The sequence below is a fragment of the Nakamurella panacisegetis genome (genome assembly GCF_900104535.1).
GTDB classification, from domain to species: domain Bacteria; phylum Actinomycetota; class Actinomycetes; order Mycobacteriales; family Nakamurellaceae; genus Nakamurella; species Nakamurella panacisegetis.
This window is the reverse complement of sequence record NZ_LT629710.1, coordinates 2,968,009-2,985,319: the sequence shown is the minus strand read 5'-3', so window position 1 is coordinate 2,985,319 and position 17,311 is coordinate 2,968,009. Positions and strand designations below refer to the sequence as shown.

Below are 17,311 nucleotides of genomic sequence, written 5' to 3'. Positions count from 1 at the left end.
TGCTCACTCTCTCGTTGATCAACTCGGGGGCGTACTGCCGGAATTCCACACTTTGGAGACGGACGCCGTCTTGCCGCCCCCGCTGCAGGTGATGGTCATGGTCTTGCTGGGGTACCCGAAATACCAGGTGCTCTCGGCACTTCCGGCCCCGCCGGTCAGGTTGATGGTGGTGGTGCGATCGACCTGGTTGTTGGTGCACGCCACCGATGAGACACCGGTGAAATTCGCCACCGTGATGCGCACGCTGTAGCACGAGGGATCCCAGCAGGTACTCGTGTTGTAGTGAGTCGCCTTGGTGAAGTCCACGACCGGGCTGGCCGGACACGCGTCCGTCGACATGTTCTTCGACGTCACCGGCCCGGCCAGACCGGTGGTGTCGACCGCCCGGACATCGATGTTGTAGCTGGTCCCGCAGTTCAGTCCGCCCGCCGTCGCACTGGGGTTCGCGCCCGTGCCGGCATCGACGAAACCACCGCTGTTCACCCGATACTGATTCGTCAATGGGCCCTTGCCATTGCTGGGCGGTGCGTTCCAGGAGAACCTGATCGAGTTCTGCCCGCTGCTGGTCTTGGTCAGCCCGGTCGGCGCGGCCGGGGCCGGGCAGGCGGACGTCGAGCCGGCCACCGCGCCGGATTGCGGGCCCGCGTGACCCTCGGAATCGAAGCCCTGCACGTTGATCGTGTGCTGCGTCCCACAACCCCAGTTGCCGACGACCACCGACGCGTCGCCCGCGCCGAAGTTGACGAACGCACCACCGTCAACGCTGTACTTGGTCGTCATCGGGGAGCGGCCGTTGTCGGCCGGCGCGCTCCAGTTGAACCGGATCTGGGTCAGGCTGTTGTCGGTTTGCCGGACGTTCACCGGCGCCCCGACCGGGCCGTACGGCGTCGCCGTCGCGCTCGCACTCTTGCCGCACAATTGCGCTGTGGTGTAAGGACTTTCGTCCGGATAGCAGACCCGCGCGGTGAAGGTGTACTGCTGACCGTTGGCCAGGGTACCCCCGCCGGAATCGGTGGTGACGGTGTCGCCGGGCGAGAACTGCTTCCAGCTCCCGCCGTTGTCGGTGGAGTAGAAGTCCGATCCCGTCCGGCCGCTGGACGCGCCGCCCTGGACGTTCGACAGTTGCACCGAGTGGTCGGCGCCGGTGGCGGTGGCGGTCAACGAGGTGACCGGGGTCGGGGTGGTGAACGCGGTGACCGACCCGGACGAACCGGACGACGGGTCGCCGTCGCCGAACTTGTTGTGCGCCACGATGTTCGACACCGCATAGCGATGACCGTCCACCGGCGAGGGCAGTTCGGCGCTGGTGGCCGACCCGGACGACACCGGCAACGTGCGGGACGATCCGTTGTCCGTGTAGGTGATCACGTAGCTCTGGACGGTCGGCCGCAGTGAGTTCGCGGCCGGAGGCGACCAGGAAACGGTCGCCGCATGGCTCCCGGGGTCGAAGGCGATGCTGACCGCGGTGGCCGGCCCGGGGGTCGTGTTCGGGTGCTGCGGAGCGCTCGGCGCCGACTGCGCGGACCCCTTCTTGTTGGTGACCGTCAGATAGAAGGAATACGCGTTGCCGATGTCCAGACCGGAGAAGTCCTGACTTCCGCGACCCGAGGACGGCACGGCGGTCGTCTTGCCGTCGGTCCCGTTGACCACTTCGGTCAGGACGGCGGAAGTGACCGGGCTGTAGGACTTGTCGTCCTTGCCGATGTTCCAGGTGACGGTGAGCTGCCGGTCCGCGCTCAAGGTCACAACCGGGGCGGACGGAGCCGGCGGAGCGGCGTCCGGCGTGATCGGGGCCGATCTCGGGGACTGGGCCGAGCCGTCCTCGTTGGTCGCGGTGACGGTGAAGACGTACTGACGCCCCGGAGTCAGGCGGCTGATCTGACAGCTGTTGGTCGGGCAGGTGGTGCTGTCCAGGCCGGGAGCGCTGACCACGAACGGCCGCACGGTGCCGCCGTTGGCCCAGTTCTGTTGCCACTGCCAGGTCAGGGTCACCGAGCTGGCGGTCGCCGAGTTCGGGACCGGAACGGGCTGCCCGGGCGCGTGTGGCTTGTCCTTGACCGTGAGGGTGAGCTTCCCGGACGCGTAGCGAGCCTGATCCTTCGTGCCGTCGGCCACGGTGAACTGCACGACCATGTCGCCGATCTGGCCGGCGGCCGGAGTGACCCTGACCGACGAACCGGAGACGCTGACCGTCCCTTTGCCCTGCAGCACAGTCGGATCCGGCTGTACCGTCAGGCCGGCACCGAACGGGTCGGTGCTGCCGGCGAGCACGTCGAACGTGCTGGTCACACCGGGCTTTCCGATCTGGCTGGCGTCGCTCACCGTCGGCAGCGGCTTGGTGGTTCCGGTGGCCGTCACGTTGATGCCGGCCGCGACGGTGGCTCCCTTGACATCGGTGACGCTGATCGGGACGCGAGCGGTTGCGCCCTTGGGCACCGAGCCCGCGACCGCGACCGTCACCGTGGTGCCGTTCCGGGTGGCGGTGAATCCGTTCCCGGGGCTGCCTGCGGTGTACCGGAGTCCGGCCACACCCGGGTAGTTGGTCGGGCTGACCAGGCTGGCCAGATTGACCGTGCCCGATTGCCCGACCTCGACGTCGAGGTTGGTGTTGTTCAGCACCGGGGTAGCCGGAATGATGATGATCGGGACGCCGATCCGGATGGACGGTGATCCGCCAACCGAGGCGGTCAGGCTGAGGGCGTCCCGGCCGGCCCCTGTCTTGGCCGCGGTGTAGCTGAATGTGCCCGCGTCGAGGAGGTGTCCGACTCCCTGCGTGGCCGACATCGGCGACCGGGCCGGGATCTGGGCGGTCTTGCCGGCCGGCACGTCGACGTAGTCGGCAATCTTCCCGGTGACGGTCGCGCCGGCGTCGACCGTGAGCGTCGGCATGTGAGCCTTCGGTGTCGGTGGCTGGTCCAGAGGCTGGTCCTGCTGCTGTTGCGGTACGGCGACCAGGTCGGTCTTGGGCGGGACGACGATGAATGCCTTCGCCACCTGCCCGTCGCCATCGGTCACGGTGTAGGCCAGCACCTGCCGGTTCGCGGTGAGGGGGATCCGGATCACCGTCGCCGAGATGACCGTGGCCGGCTCGCCCGCCGTCAGCCCGACTGACAGTTCCGAGTGCTTCCCGGTGTTGTTCTGGATCGACCCGGCGACGTTCACCACGGCGTTGACCTTGTCGGTCGCCATCGCCGGGGTGACGATCACGTCCTGGGCCTTCGGTGGGACCAATGGAGCGGTGGCCGAGATGGTGACGGTGATGACCCCGCTCGCCGTCAGGCCCCGATCGTCGACCACGTGGTAGGTGAAAGGGGCGATGCCACTTGTCTTTCCGGGGGCACTGATGACCAGTGCGTCGCCGTCACCGACGGCCTGCCAGCCGTCGACCGGGTCGATCGCGGGCGTGGCCAGCTTGACGTTCTCCCCGCTGACACCGGAATCCAGCGGTCGGATGGAGACCGCCTTTCCCGGACGCATCGACGCCACCAGGTTCGGCGCCACCGGCGGCGACACCACGTCCGGCGTGCCGACCACGATCATCGTCACCGTCCCGGGCGTCTTCTTCCCGTAGGGATCGGTGACCGTGTAGTTGATGGTGTCGATACCCGGTTTGGCCAGCGCCGTGTAGGAGATCGCGTCGAGACCGTCCACGGTGGCGGTTCCGAGGTTGCCGGTGGTGCCGTCGACGCTGGCCACCGTGACCCAGTCACCGTCCGGATCGATGCCGTCCAGGGGCAGCGCGACGGTCGTCGTCTCGCCGGTGAACACCCGGCTGACGACCGTGGCCGGCGCGTTGGGCGCGGAATCGACCGCCGGGTTGCGGTCGGTGACCGTGAGGGTGACCGCCGCGGCGGAGGACGTCTGGCCGCTGGTGTTGGTGACGCTGTAGCTGAACTTGACCGGTGCGGCCGGCGCCGTGGTCGGGGCCAGGTACCGGACGCCGGTGGAGTCCGCGAACAGCACGCCCGGAGTCGTGCCGCTGGCTCCCGGGACGATGGTCGGGGTCAGCGCCTGGCCGCGCGGGTCGCTGGCGAACCGGTCCACGGGCAGGGTGATGGCGTCACCGGCGCGGACGGTGAGCGAGATCGGGTTGGCCGTCGGCGCCGGCGGATCGGTGAGCGGGGCCACCGGGATGACCCGGATCTGCCCGGCCGCGGTGGCCACCCCGTTCGACACCGAGTACGTCAGGGACGTGGCCTTCGACAGTGCGCCTCGTGCGGCGATCTGCAGCGTGCGCATGTCGGTGTCGGTGACCGTGAGATTGCCCGAGGGGTCGGTCCCGACCTGCTGAACGGCCAGGCCGGATCCGTTCGGATCGAGGTCGTTGGCCGTCGGATCGACGCGGACCGAGTCACCGGCCGGGAGGTAGACGATGTCGGCCGTGGCGACCGGGGGCGCCGGCTTCACGGGCCGGTCGGTCACGTCGAAACGCAGCACACCGGTGGACTTTCCACTGCCCGCGGCCACGGCGTAGGCGAAGTAGTACGTCCCAGCGGCGGAGGCGCTGAGCGTGACCGTGTTGTCGTCGGAGTTGACGGTCGCGGTGGCCTTCGCCCCGCCTGACTTGCTCGACACGTTGGTCAGTCGCAGCGGATCCAGACTGGGCGACAGGACGCTGTTCAGCGGGTTCACGGTTGTCGGCACATTGACCAGGGAGGCCGCGACCACGGCCGACGCGATCGGCTTGCCGGTCCCTTCGGCCTGCACGTTGACGGTGAGTTTCCCGGACTTGACGACGTCGCCATCGGTGATCGTGAACAGCACTTCGTGATTGCCGGTGCCCGAGGAACCCTTGTCGTGGAACGTCAACTGACCGGCCGGGGTGAAGTCGACGGTGTCGCCGGCGCTCGTCGCGCTGGCCCCGGTGAGGTACAGATCGTCCCCGGTGGTCGAGTAGTAGTCGGGCAACACGTTGTAGGTGACGGAGCCGTTGATCTCGACCTCGGTCGAGGAATCGCGCTGCTTCTTGATGTCGCCGGGCTGCCCGGCCGGTACCACCGTGATGACCAGGCTGGCCGACACCGGCGGGTTCACCCCGTCGCTGATCGAGTAGGTCAGCGACGGAAGGCGCCCCGATACCCCCGACGGGACCGTGACCTGGAGCGCCTGCCCGGCGTTGACGATGTCGATGGTCCCATCGGTGGTGGGCAACTTGGAGACAGTGCCGACGACCACGGCGGCGCAGTCGCCGGCGTTGACGAAGTCGAGCACCGGCAGGACGGTCGCGCGCCCAGCCCGGACCTGGTACTTCGCATCCTTTGCGGTCGATTTCGCCGGACCCTGCTTGCTGCAGTCGGCTCGGGCGGCGGCGATTTCCTCCGACTGCGTCTTGCTGCCGTCGGTGTTGTCGGTGGTGTCGCTCTGGTTCTCCGGCTTGACCTGTTCCCAGTTGTCGATCACGGTGACCGTCATCGTCTTCGCCACGGCCCAGATCGTCCCGGAGGTCCGGTCGTTGAGCACGATCGCGCCGTCGTTGACCCGGAACACCGGATCCCGTTTCCCGGTGCCGGGCAACGTGACCGACTGCGCGGCACCGCCGTCGCAGGCCAACGCCTCGAGAGTGGTCGGGCCGTTCCAGGCCGCCCAGGCGCAGCCGTCGAGCCGCACCGGCGCGATGGCCGAGCCGTTCCCGCCGCCGAACACGACGGTCGGTGCCCCACCGTCCAGGGGGTATTGCAGCAGTTGGGTTCTGGTCTCGACCAGGACCGCGTCGGCGGCCGGGCCGCTCTGCTGCAGGACGGCGGCGGCGGCATCGGCCACCGGGACGCGGTGGCCGGACACGTACAGCTGACCGGCCGCGCGGTCCAGCACCACCGGGGTGTCCCCGACCGCGGTGATGGCGATGCCGGCCTTGAACGGAACCGAAGCACTCAACGGCGCGGCGAGGGTGGGCCCGCCCGTTGCGTCGGTGGTCCCGGTCGCGTTCTTGGCCGGGGCGATCGGTGTGCCGTCGGGGTTGAAGGCGATGGTGAAAATCTTGTTCGATCCGGGGGCGACGGCGAACGCCCGGCCGGACTGGGTGACGACGGCCACCGCGTTCGGTGCGGTGGTCATCGCGGGCGGTGCGGTGGCCGGATCGAGGCCGGAGAGGGCGTCGGACGACCCGGCCCACCACTTGCCGCTGCTCGGGTCGATGATGCTCAGGATGCCCGCGCCGTAGGCCACGTCGGCATTTGCCGGAAGGCCGATCTGGGCACCGGTGGTGACGGTCGACTGGTCGACCGTCTTGATCTGGTTCTTCGTCCGGTCGACCGCGAACACCAGACCGTCACCCTGCAGCACGTCGAAGTTCGGGTTGGATTTGAACGACGAGTTCAATTGCTTGATCTGCATGTTGACGCGGCCGACCAGAGAATCGGTGTTGTTCGTGGTCCAGACCGTGCTGGTGGACAGATCGACATTCGCCTGCGCATATCCGGGCGAATTCAGGGCGAAGGCGATTCCCGTCGTGACGGTCAGCGCGCCGACAATGCCGATGGCGATACCTCGTTGCCCCCGGGTCCATGCGTTCGGCATTTTCATCATCTGTGGTCCCCGTACATCGGTACTGATCGCGGTTGATCGGATCGGAAGGCGGCGCTCACTCGAGAAGGTCCAGCAGGCGTAGATCCTCCGGGACCACCAATCGGGTGGCGACGGCGTGCTCGACCAGGCGGGCACGGCGATTGACGGCCAGCTGGCCGACGCCGCCGCGGAGTCCGCGCACCCCCCGTCGGTCCAGTTTGTCGCAGACGTTGTCCAACTTCCGATTGAATTTCGTCTGTTCCCATCCCAGCCGGGCGGCGGCTTCCCGCGAGGACGGGATGGAGCTGACGCTGGTGCCGTCACGGCGGAGCAACGGCTCGGCCAGGGCCACGATCAGCTGCTTCTGCGAGGGCGTCAGCATGACGGGACCGATGGTGGTCTCACCGGTCTCGGACCGGCCGACCTCCGACATCGCAAATGCGGCCGTGTCGTTGACGATGCTCAGCTCGTACGTCGTCGGTCCGGCCGTGAAGAGCACCGTGGTCTCGGCGAACACCATCGGTAGCCGGGCCCCGGGCGCCAGCCAGGCCTGCAGCGCCCCGGCGCTGTCGGAGACCGTGGCCGACAGCTGGCTACCGACATTGGCCAGCCACCACATGTCGTCGATGCACTCGATGGCCAGGAAACGGCGGTGCAGATAAGGGTTGTCGTCGATCTGCAGGGCTCCCTCGCGGCCGATGTCGAACGACCGGCTCGGATCGGGTGTGAACCATTCACCGCAGAATTCCACCTGGATACCCATGTCAATTCCTCGGGGCGCAGGCCGTGGCTGCGTTCGACAGGCTCGAATTGGCCCGGACAACGACCACTTCGATGCAGGCCCGACCGGCCCCGACGACGACGGCCGTCGGTTTGGTGGTGTCGGTCCAGGACGAGGCGGACGCGGAATCCTGGTCGGTTCGCCGCCACTGGAAGGTGTCGCCGGTGACCGGGTCGGGATTCACCCAGGTGAATTGAACGTTGGGCCCGACGGGCTTGCCCGTCAGATTCGTCGGTGCCGACGGCAGGCTCACCTGCACCAGGCTGGGACGAGTGGCCGGGGCGGTGGACTCCGGTGCGGCCACCGGGCTGGTGCCCCGCTGGGCGAGCACGAAGCCGACGACGCCCAGCACCACGAGCAGGACCGCGACACCGACCAGGACGGGAATCCGTGAACGCCGGACGACCGGCACGGCCACCGGGATCGGTCCGACGGGCGGGCGGACCTCGGTGTCCACCGGCGGGGGCGGTGGGGCCAGGTCGGCCGGGCGCAGATGTGGTCGGTCGGCGGCCGTCGGTCCGGTGAGCCCCCGCATCCGGGTTCGGTCGACCGGCGGCGCGGCCGGGTCGGTGGCCGGATGCTGGGCCTGGATGACGAGCGGCCGGATCCGGGTCCGGCCGTCGTCCTTCGGCGCCAACTCGGCCACGGCGGCGACCGGGTCCTCGGCCGAGATGTCAACCGGCGTCACCGATCCACCCATCTCGGCCTCGAGCTGCTGCAGCGCCCGGGCGAGCTCGAGCGCGCTCTGGTACCGACGGCCGGGATCCTTGTTCAGTCCGATGGCCAACACCGCTTCGACGGTCTGCGGCACATCGGCCCGCCCGGTGGGCGTCAGCGGCATTCGTTGGATGCGGGTGATCAGGTCGATCTGCTCGTTCGATCGGCCGATCAGTTCGAACGGGGAGCGGCGGGCCAACAGGGTGAAGATCGTCGCGGCCAGTGAGTACACGTCGGCGCGATGATCACCGGCCGGGGCGCCGCTGAGCATCTCCGGCGGCGACCACGGGATCGACAGGCCGACCGACTCTTCCTCGTGCATCGCACCCATGGCCACCGAGATGCCGAAGTCGGTCAACGCCGGGCGGCCCCCTGGTGCCGTCAAGACGTTGGCCGGCTTGATGTCTCGATGCAGGATGCCCTGCCGGTGGGCGGTCTCGACGGCACCCGCCAGTTGCACGCCGATGGAGAGCACCTCGGCCACCGGGATCTGTTGCGTCTTGTAGCGGTCGGCCAGGTTGAGCCCGGGACAGTAGGCCATCACCAGGTAGGGACGACCGTCGGCGGCGATGGCCGCGTCATGGATGGTGACGATGTTGATGTGGTCGGACAGCGCCGCCATCAACCGGCTCTCGGCGGTGAACTGCCGCCGTACCTCCTCGGTGGAGGCATTGGCCCGCAACACCTTGACGGCTACCTTGCGGCCGAGCGCACTCTGCTCGTAGAGGTAGACGTCGGCGAAACCACCGCCCCCCAGGTGTCGCCCGACCCTCAGCCCCGGAATGTCCGGCGGGGCGACCGGCGGTCTCATCATGACGGCGCCCGCAGCACGGCCGTCACACCGTCGCCGAGATCGAGCACGTCACCGAACTGCAGGTCCGACACGGCGCCCTCCCGCAGGACCTGCGCGGCGCCGTCGGCCCGGCGGATGATGCTGCCGTTCGTCGAGCCGAGATCGATCGCCAGGAAACCGTCGCCACTGGGTCGCACGGCCACGTGCGACCGGGAGATGTCCTGCTGCGGACTGGGCACCGTCACCAGGTGGGGAATCTCGGCCCCGGACACCCGGTCGATGTGCGGGCGCCGGCCGATGACCACACCCCGGTCGACCTCGACGCTCTGGCCGGTGGACAGCACCAGGGTGGGGCAACGAGCTGGCCCCGGCGCCGGGACCGGATCGCCGGTCGAGGCCAGGACGGCGGCCAGCTGACCCGCCATGATGGTGGAGCCGTCATGATCGCCCTGACGTTCGGGCTGTGAGTTCTGCACAACCGGTCCGACGGTCACGAGGGGTTCGGCGTTCCCCGGCCCTGATGCCGGTTCGTCGGCGGCGCGGACGGCGGCATCTTCGACACTGCGCATCACCGTCGACTCGAAAAGGTGCTCGAACGAGTCGTCGATAGGCTCGATGCGGGTGTCCGGGAGGGCCGATGCGGCCGGCCCGGACGGCGAGGGGATCGATTCCGGGACAACGGTTTGCGTTGGCGTGGGCGTCGGCACCACGTCGGCCGGTTCCGGCCTGATGTCCGATGCCGACGAGCCGGCCGGTAGCGGTGTGACCGCGGCCGCGGCGGACACGAACGCCGCGGCCAGGGCGGCCGGGCTCACCGGGTCCTCGGCCGCGTGCTTGTTGATCGACACCGGGGCCACCGGGGCGGCGTCGGTGGGCGCCGGTCCGATCCCGGCGGCGTCGGATCCGTCGCCGGCCGACCATGCGAAGCCGTCGGCCAGCACGACGCCGGCCACGAGGGGCAGGCCGTGGTCGGCGTCCGGCCCGGTGCTGAGCGAGATCGGAACCGCCAGCACCTGCTCGTTCCAGGTGCGGACGGCGTCGCCGTCGATCCGGACGTCCTCGCCGTCACCCAGCCGGAGCCGCACCGACCGCTTGCCGCGGACGATCACTCGGGCGCCACCGGAGTCGATCTCGAACAACAGCAGGTCCGGCAGCCGGCCCAGGCCGTCTCGCAGGGCCTCGTCCAGCAGGGCGGCGATCGGCGAGCCGCGGCCGATCAACGGCCACAGCCGCAACGCCAGCGGGCCGTCGGAGGTCAACACGCCACCGCCCGGCCCCACCACGAGGTGGGAGGAACCGGGTTGGTAGCGGTACCCGCTCATGTCGAGTCACCGACCCGGCTGATCGCCGGGAGGCGGGGCAGGGTGTGATCGCGGTCGGCCGAGGCGGTCATCGACCGGTCGCCGATCGGCGCCGGCGCGTCCGCGGTCACGTCGATGACGTCCACGACCACCACCGTGATGTTGTCCCGGCCGCCGGCCTGCAGCGCGAGTTCGACCAGCGATTCGGCCACCTGCTGCGGGTCGGTGTCGACCGACCTGGTCAGCGTGGCGATGGCGGCCGCGTCGATCTCGCTCGTGATGCCGTCCGAGCAGATCATCAGACGGTCGCCCGGTTCGCCGGGCAGCAACCAGAAGTCGGCGCGCGGGCCATCGGGGGCCCCGACGGCCCGCGTGATGACGTGCCGCTGCGGGTGGAACCGGGCCCGATCAAGGGTGACCTCCCCCAGATCGACCAGTTCCTGCACCACCGAGTGGTCAACGCTGATCTGCGTGACGACACCGTCGATGCAGTGGTAGATCCGCGAGTCGCCGATGTTGAACACCAGCCAGTACGGCGTGCCGTTCTGCTGGACCGCGGCCACGCCGGCCACCGTGGTGCCGCCGGCGGAGGAACGCCGAATGCGGGCCTGGGACCGTTCGAATGCGTCCATCACCCATTCGGGGGTGACGCTATTGGCGCCGGACGGCGCGGTGAACTCCTCCACGACGATGGCGCTGGCCGTGCCGCCGGCCGCGTGCCCACCCATCCCGTCGGCCACCAGGAAGATCGGCATGGCCGCCAGCAGAGCGTCCTCGTTGACCGGCCGCCGACGGCCCGAATCGGTCGCAGCACCCCATGCCACCTGCATCATCAGAGGTCGGTCGCGCTTTCGCCGCGGGCGTGGGTGAGGCGCGAAGACATCATCTGACCCCCCGGGTGTAGGTGTTTGCACGGTCGCGGGACGAGTTTCGCACATCGAACTATCGGCGCGCACCCATCCACGAGAGTGGTCAACACGGGACGACAAACGGGTGATGGGTCCACGCGGGCGACGCTACGGCCGATGGCACTCACCGGCAATGGGCACCACTGCCCATCGTTTCCCGCCGGTTCGGTCCGAGGCCGTCAGGGTCGGTACCGCGCCCCGCCGGGCCACGACCCCAGACGCCGGACAACCGCCGCGAGAGACTCACGGCGGTTGCACGAGACCGACGGCGCCGACCGGTCGGGCCGGCCGGCCACGGGTCAGGCCGACCCGGACTTCCGGCGGAAGGTCTTGGTCGCCTTGTGACTGGACGTGGCCCCGCCGACGCCTCCGTGCGCGTCCAGGTGCGCAGCGCGCGCCTGCCCGGTCTGCTTCTTGCGCTCCAGCGCCGCCGCGAAGGCCGCCTTGGTGCTGGGCGTCACGGGTACGTGTTCTTCCTCGGTTACTGCCTGCGGTTCATGTGACTCTTCGGCCATGGCTACCTCCTGCGATGTTGGTGCGATGTCCAGCCCGGGCGCGAGTTGCCCGCGGCACGTGTCCATCATGTCCGACGTTCGCCGGGTCGAGCCACCTTCTTACCGCAGAACCGGGTCGCGATCGGAGCGCCGGCCGATCCTTCGCGTGTCGGGAGCTCGGACCCACCCCACTGGTGAAAGGACCGGGAGACGGTGAATGCTGAGGTGCGGAACGCTGGAGGGATCACCGCCGGCGGCGGGCGACGATGCCCACCGCGGCCCGAGAGAGGGAGATCATGAGTTCGCAACTGCGCACGCTGCGCAACTTCGTCAACGGAGAGTTCACCGACGCGGCCGACGGTGCCAGCAGCGAGGTGATCAACCCGTCCACCGGCGAGGCGTACGCCACGGCGCCGGTGTCCGGCGCCGCGGACCTGGATGCCGCCTATTCGGCCGCGTCCACCGCGTTCGAGCGCTGGGGCCGGAGCACGCCGTCGGAGCGTCAGCGGGCCCTGCTCAAGATCGCCGACACGCTGGAGGCGCGGGCCGAGGAGTTCGTCGCGGTGGAGAGCGAGAACACCGGAAAGCCCCTGGCCCTGACCGCATCCGAAGAGCTGCCGCCCGCGGTCGACCAGCTGCGGTTCTTCGCCGGGGCGGCCCGGGTCCTCGAGGGCCGCAGCGCCGGGGAGTACATGGCCGGGCACACATCGTTCGTCCGCCGGGAGCCGATCGGCGTCGTCGGTCAGGTGACTCCGTGGAACTACCCGCTGATGATGGCGATCTGGAAGATCGGGCCGGCCCTGGCCGCCGGCAACACCATCGTCCTCAAGCCGTCGGACACGACTCCCGCCTCGACCCTCCTCCTGGCCGAACTGGCCGCCGAGTTTCTCCCGGCCGGTGTCCTCAACGTGGTCACCGGCGACCGCACCACCGGCGCGGCCCTGGTCTCGCACCCGACCCCCTCGATGGTCGCCATCACCGGCAGCATCCGGGCCGGTATCCAGGTCGCCCAGGCCGCCGCGACCGACGTCAAACGCGTGCACCTGGAACTGGGCGGAAAGGCGCCGGTCATCGTGTTCGACGATGCCGATCTGGCGGCCGCGGCCGAAGCGATCGCCATGGCCGGGTACTTCAACGGCGGCCAGGACTGCACCGCCGCGACCCGGGTCATGTGTGCTCCGGGTATCCACGACGACTTCGTCGCGGCGCTGACCGAGCAGGCCCGCCGAACGGTGACCGGACCGCCGTCGGACACCGACGCGCTGTACGGCCCGATCAACAACGCCAACCAGCTGGCCCACGTCGGCGGCTTCGTGGACCGGCTCCCCGACCACGCCTCGCTCAACACCGGCGGTTCGGTGCTGACCGGTGCGCAGTACGGCGGCGGCTACTTCTACCAGCCGACGGTCATCTCCGGCCTGGCCCAGCAGGACGAGGCCGTGCAGAACGAGATCTTCGGGCCGGTGATCACCGTGCAGAAGTTCAGCGACGAGAAGGAGGCTCTGGCCTACGCCAACGGCACCAAGTACGGCCTGGCCTCCTCGGTGTGGACGGCCGATCACGGGCGCGCCATGCGGATGTCGGCCGCGCTGAACTTCGGTTGCGTGTGGATCAACACCCACATCCCGCTGGTCGCCGAGATGCCGCACGGTGGCTTCGGCCATTCCGGCTACGGCAAGGACCTGTCCATGTACGGACTCGAGGACTACACCCGCATCAAGCACGTCATGTCCGCCATCGGCTCGGCAGAGTAGGTCCAGACCATCATGAGCATTGCCTTCCGCACCGACATCGCTCAGGAACGACGCCTGATCACCGCGATCCCGGGCCCCAAATCCGTTGCTCTGCACGCCCGTCGCACCGCTGCCGTGGCGGCCGGTGTGGCCTCCACCGTCCCGGTCTACACGGCCGACGCCGGCGGCGGGGTGATCGTCGACATCGACGGCAACTCCCTGATCGATCTCGGCTCGGGTATCGCCGTCACCTCGGTCGGCAACTCCGCGCCCCGGGTCGTCGACGCCGTCCGGGAAGCGGTGGAGCACTTCACCCACACCTGCTTCATGGTGACGCCGTACGAGAGCTACGTCGCGGTGGCCGAGAAGCTCAACGCCCTGACTCCGGGCCGGCATTCGAAGCGCACCGCTTTGTTCAACTCCGGCTCGGAGGCGGTGGAGAACGCCGTCAAGATCGCCCGGCTGGCCACCAAGCGGACCGCGGTGGTCGCGTTCGACCACGCCTACCACGGCCGCACCAACCTGACCATGGCGCTGACCGCGAAGGCCATGCCCTACAAAAAGGGGTTCGGCCCGTTCGCCGGCGAGATCTACCGGATGCCGATGTCCTACCCGTTCCGGGACGTCGAGGGCATGAGCGGGAAAGACGCTGCGGCCCGGGCCATCTCGATGATCGAGAAGCAGATCGGGGCCGAAGACGTGGCCGCCGTGCTGATCGAGCCGATCCAGGGCGAGGGCGGATTCATCGTGCCGGCCGACGGGTTCCTGCCGGCGCTCTCGGAGTGGTGCACCCGCAACGGAGTCGTGTTCATCGCCGACGAGATCCAGTCCGGCTTCTGCCGCACCGGGTCATGGTTCGCCTCCGACCACGAGGGCATCGTCCCGGATCTGATCACCACGGCCAAGGGGATCGCCGGCGGCCTGCCACTGGCCGCCGTGACCGGCCGGGCCGAGATCATGGACGCCGTCCACCCGGGCGGCCTCGGCGGCACGTACGGCGGCAACCCGATCGCCTGCGCGGCCGCACTGGCCGCCATCGCGACCATGGAGGAGCTGGACCTCAACGCCGCCGCCCGCCGGATCGAGGAGGCCATCGTCCCCCGGATGCGGGCCCTGGCCGCCGACACCGGCCGGATCGGCGACGTCCGGGGACGCGGCGGCATGATCGCGCTGGAGTTCACCGTGGGCGGCTCCACCGAGCCGGACGCGGCCGCGGCCGCCGCGGTGGCCAAGGCCTGCCACGCCCAGGGCGTCATCATCCTGACCTGCGGCACCTACGGGAACGTCGTCCGCCTCCTGCCGCCCCTGGTCATCGGCGAGGAGCTCCTCTCCGAGGGCCTCACCGTCCTGGAGGCCGCCGTCCGCGCGCTGTAGCCCCGGGGTCGGCGTCGGCCCGTGGTCGGCCCGTGGTCGGCGTCGGCCCCGTGGTCGGCGTCGGCCCGTGGTCGGCGTCGGCCCGTGGTCGGCGTGGATCAACTTCGCAGGCATGGACGAAATTGACGACATCTGTCACACCCGTCCCAAATGAGCGAAGTTGATCCATGCAGGAGTTCCCTGGTCGGCCCGATAGGCTGGCGCCGCACCGTGGCACCGTCGTATCAGTTCTGAGAGGACCCACCAGTGGCAGCCGAAATCATCCCCATCTCGCTCGGTCTGACGGCCGGCAACGGCCTGACGCTGTGGGCACCCCGCTGGCGCGAGGACGGCGAGGAGTGGGAGGCGTTCCTCGGGCACGGTGACGACCTGTACGTGTTCCCCACCCCGGCCCACCTGGCCGCCTTCATCCGCAGCAGCGACGAGCACGACCTGACCGACCACCCCGAGTGGGACGCCGTCTCGGAAGCGATGACGGACGAGTTGGTGCCGGACGACGACCACCGGTTCGACATCGTCGGCGTCCCCGAGTTGGTCGCCGAGGCCCCCGACATCTGGACCCTGGCCGAGCTGGCCGACACCGTCGCGATCCTGCACTCGTTGGCCGACGTCTGCGATCTGCCGGCGATCGACGACGTGCTCGGCGCGGCCGACGGATTCTCGGTCCTGTCGGCGGGCGAAACCGCCTTCTCCGGTCGCCGCGGCGAGAAGCTCTGGGACGGCATCGGCGCCGTCGTGGCCAAACGCTGGGACGAGGTGATCGAGGCCCTCGACGGCGTGGTCAAGACCCCAGACGTCGACCCCGAGGTGCTGGCCGCGGCCGAGGCCGAAGCGGTGGCCGTCAACGCCGTCCTTCCCGAGCCGGACGAGGACGACGAGCTCCTGGTCGAGGAACTGGCCGAGGGTGAACGCGATCCGGAGCTCGCCTTCTGGGACGAGATCGGCATCGACTGCATCGAGATCACCGTCGGTGAGCGCAGCGGCTGGACGCTGCGCTGCTACCTGGACGACGAACCGGTCTTCCTCTCCAAGGCCAACCGGATCCAGATCTTCTCCTCGGACGAGAAGTTGGAGAACTACCTGACCGACGCCGGGGCCGACCACAAGCTGGCGTCCCTGGCCGTCTGGCCGGAGGTCCGCGACGCGATCGACGGCGGTGACGCGGTGGTGGTCGCCGGCCCCGAGAACACCTACGTGCTCGATGGTCTCGCCGACGCCCTGACCGAAGGTCCGGACGCGGTGGATCGCCATCAGCTCGAGCTGGCGGTGGAACTGCTGACCGACGCCGCTATCGCCCGCAAGGACGAGGAGACCACCGACGCCCTCTCGTCGGCGACGCCCTTGGCCAGCCTGGTCAGCGCGATCATCAAGCCCGACGCCGGACGGATGCCCCCCGCGCCCCCGTTCGACGACGAGGCTCAGGCGTGGTCCGTCCTGGTCGACCGCTTCGCCGGCACTCTGGACTGGGACGGCGAAGAGTCCTGACGGTTGTCCGTGTTCGGCATGGATCAACGTCGCAGGCAGGGACGAACGTGACGACTCGCGTCACTCTCGTCCCATCCGGGCCAAGTTGATCCATGCCGGATCCGCCGGTCGTTACGCGCGGCGGGCCCAGCCGATGGCATCCGGAGGATCTAGTGACCAGCAAGTCGGCAAGGGCTTGCTGCCGCGGATCCGCCGAGCAACGTCGACCCGGCGCAGGATCTCGGCCGGACGGTGCATCGCCACCTCGTAGGAGTACCGAGCGAGTTCGACCCCCACGGACCGCAGGTCACGCTCACGATCCTTCTCGGCATTGACGATCACGCTCGCGTCCGGGCGATCGTTGTACTTCGTGCCGCCGTCGCCCTCGACGGCCACGCCGTCCTCGGGCAGGTAGTGATCGACCCGATACTGCCGCTGCCCCACCGTGAACCAGACGTTCGACAGCGGCGCCTCGCGCCGGTGAGTCAGAAATGCCAACCGTCCCAACGTTTCCAACGGACTCTCGGCTCGCGGGTCAGCGTGTTCGACCACCCAGCCGGCCGTCTGGATACCGGGGTAGTTCACCATCTCGCCCACGAGACGGGCCAGGCTCTCCCGCCGACCACCGGAGCGCAGTGCGAAGTCCGCGGCCACCAGCCCCGCGACGGCGCCGTAGTGCCGGGCGATGTCGATCGCGGCGTAGGCGGCATCAACCGTCGCCACCCGGAACCGCCGCGTCCGATGCCACGACGGGAGATGGCCCCAACGTGTGCGCCCGTACGGGGTCCGGTCCGGCGCGCGGTGGGCATCTCCGGGACGCAACCCGGTGACCAGCCGAGGCGGCGCATGAACGGTCGGCACGCCGAGCACGGCGGCGGCGCCCCAGCCGGTCAGGTGCACGTTCGATCCCGAACAGAGCCCGAACCCGATGGAACGCAACCGAAATGCGTCCCATTCGCTGGCCCGCTCGAGTGACGAGCGGCGGACGAACGCCGACTTCGCCACGCGGACCAGCAGTCCGCTGTCGGCCCCTCGCCGGACCAAGGAGCCCGGGATTCCCGACGCCGCCGCGTCCGACATGGTCACCACGTCGCCGAATCGATCGAAGAGCTCGGCCAGGATCCGGGCATCGCGCAGTCGCGTCATGTGGTGATGCTGCGACACGTCCCGACGCCCGTCAGCCGGCGCCCCGCAATTGTGGAGAACCCGACGGTATGGGGACAAACCCGAGCCGCCCCGACG

General features: G+C 69.3%; 10 protein-coding genes. 3 read left to right on the top strand and 7 right to left on the bottom strand.

Features of this window, described 5'->3' with window-relative positions; genetic code table 11:
• Positions 1–18 precede the first annotated feature (18 nt).
• The 6 genes from BLS97_RS13270 to BLS97_RS22890 form a co-directional block, all read right to left on the bottom strand.
• Complete coding sequence (locus BLS97_RS13270) at positions 19–6,516, bottom strand: fibronectin type III domain-containing protein (RefSeq protein WP_157695396.1); 6,498 nt, start codon at positions 6,514–6,516, stop codon at positions 19–21.
• A gap of 64 nt (positions 6,517–6,580) precedes the next feature.
• Entirely contained in the window at positions 6,581–7,267 is a 687-nt protein-coding gene (locus tag BLS97_RS13265; RefSeq protein WP_090476583.1) for a hypothetical protein, read from the bottom strand.
• Position 7,268: 1 nt separating this feature from the next.
• Positions 7,269–8,816 carry a serine/threonine-protein kinase gene (locus BLS97_RS13260; RefSeq protein ID WP_090476581.1) on the bottom strand — a complete coding sequence of 516 codons (1,548 nt, stop codon included), beginning with the start codon at positions 8,814–8,816 and terminating at the stop codon, positions 7,269–7,271.
• The gene (locus BLS97_RS13255; protein ID WP_090476579.1) at positions 8,813–10,117 is read right to left on the bottom strand and encodes an FHA domain-containing protein; all 1,305 of its coding nucleotides are present in this window, start codon (positions 10,115–10,117) and stop codon (positions 8,813–8,815) included. The genes BLS97_RS13260 and BLS97_RS13255 overlap by 4 nt, the downstream gene beginning before the upstream one ends.
• Entirely contained in the window at positions 10,114–10,926 is an 813-nt protein-coding gene (locus tag BLS97_RS13250; RefSeq protein WP_407938055.1) for a PP2C family protein-serine/threonine phosphatase, read from the bottom strand. The genes BLS97_RS13255 and BLS97_RS13250 overlap by 4 nt, the downstream gene beginning before the upstream one ends.
• Positions 10,927–11,303: 377 nt before the next feature.
• Positions 11,304–11,465, bottom strand: coding sequence for a DUF5302 domain-containing protein (locus tag BLS97_RS22890; RefSeq protein WP_157695395.1), 162 nt, complete (start codon positions 11,463–11,465; stop codon positions 11,304–11,306).
• Between the two features lie 329 nt (positions 11,466–11,794).
• Here BLS97_RS22890 and BLS97_RS13245 point away from each other — a divergent pair, with 329 nt between their 5' ends.
• The 3 genes from BLS97_RS13245 (at position 11,795) to BLS97_RS13235 (ending at position 16,090) form a co-directional block, all read left to right on the top strand.
• On the top strand, positions 11,795–13,252 hold the full coding sequence (locus tag BLS97_RS13245; protein ID WP_090476575.1) for a gamma-aminobutyraldehyde dehydrogenase: 1,458 nt from the start codon (positions 11,795–11,797) through the stop codon (positions 13,250–13,252).
• 12 nt (positions 13,253–13,264) lie between these two features.
• Positions 13,265–14,605: a 4-aminobutyrate--2-oxoglutarate transaminase gene (gabT, locus tag BLS97_RS13240; RefSeq protein WP_090476573.1), complete on the top strand. Its 1,341-nt coding sequence runs from the start codon at positions 13,265–13,267 to the stop codon at positions 14,603–14,605.
• Positions 14,606–14,851: 246 nt separating this feature from the next.
• Positions 14,852–16,090 (top strand): hypothetical protein, encoded by a 1,239-nt coding sequence (locus tag BLS97_RS13235; RefSeq protein ID WP_090476569.1) that lies wholly within the window; start codon positions 14,852–14,854, stop codon positions 16,088–16,090.
• 111 nt (positions 16,091–16,201) lie between these two features.
• Here BLS97_RS13235 and BLS97_RS13230 read toward each other — a convergent pair whose 3' ends face one another.
• On the bottom strand, positions 16,202–17,215 hold the full coding sequence (locus BLS97_RS13230; protein WP_090476567.1) for a type IV toxin-antitoxin system AbiEi family antitoxin domain-containing protein: 1,014 nt from the start codon (positions 17,213–17,215) through the stop codon (positions 16,202–16,204).
• Between the last annotated feature and the right edge of the window lie 96 nt (positions 17,216–17,311).

What these genes read in the sequence shown, in the direction of transcription:
- BLS97_RS13260 (WP_090476581.1), bottom strand. Translation starts at nt 8,816, where the DNA reads ATGATGAGACCGCCGGTCGCCCCGCCGGACATTCCGGGGCTGAGGGTC.
- BLS97_RS13270 (WP_157695396.1), bottom strand. Translation starts at nt 6,516, where the DNA reads ATGCCGAACGCATGGACCCGGGGGCAACGAGGTATCGCCATCGGCATT.
- BLS97_RS13250 (WP_407938055.1), bottom strand. Translation starts at nt 10,926, where the DNA reads ATGCAGGTGGCATGGGGTGCTGCGACCGATTCGGGCCGTCGGCGGCCG.
- BLS97_RS13245 (WP_090476575.1), top strand. Translation starts at nt 11,795, where the DNA reads ATGAGTTCGCAACTGCGCACGCTGCGCAACTTCGTCAACGGAGAGTTC.
- gabT (WP_090476573.1), top strand. Translation starts at nt 13,265, where the DNA reads ATGAGCATTGCCTTCCGCACCGACATCGCTCAGGAACGACGCCTGATC.
- BLS97_RS13265 (WP_090476583.1), bottom strand. Translation starts at nt 7,267, where the DNA reads ATGGGTATCCAGGTGGAATTCTGCGGTGAATGGTTCACACCCGATCCG.
- BLS97_RS13230 (WP_090476567.1), bottom strand. Translation starts at nt 17,215, where the DNA reads ATGACGCGACTGCGCGATGCCCGGATCCTGGCCGAGCTCTTCGATCGA.
- BLS97_RS13255 (WP_090476579.1), bottom strand. Translation starts at nt 10,117, where the DNA reads ATGAGCGGGTACCGCTACCAACCCGGTTCCTCCCACCTCGTGGTGGGG.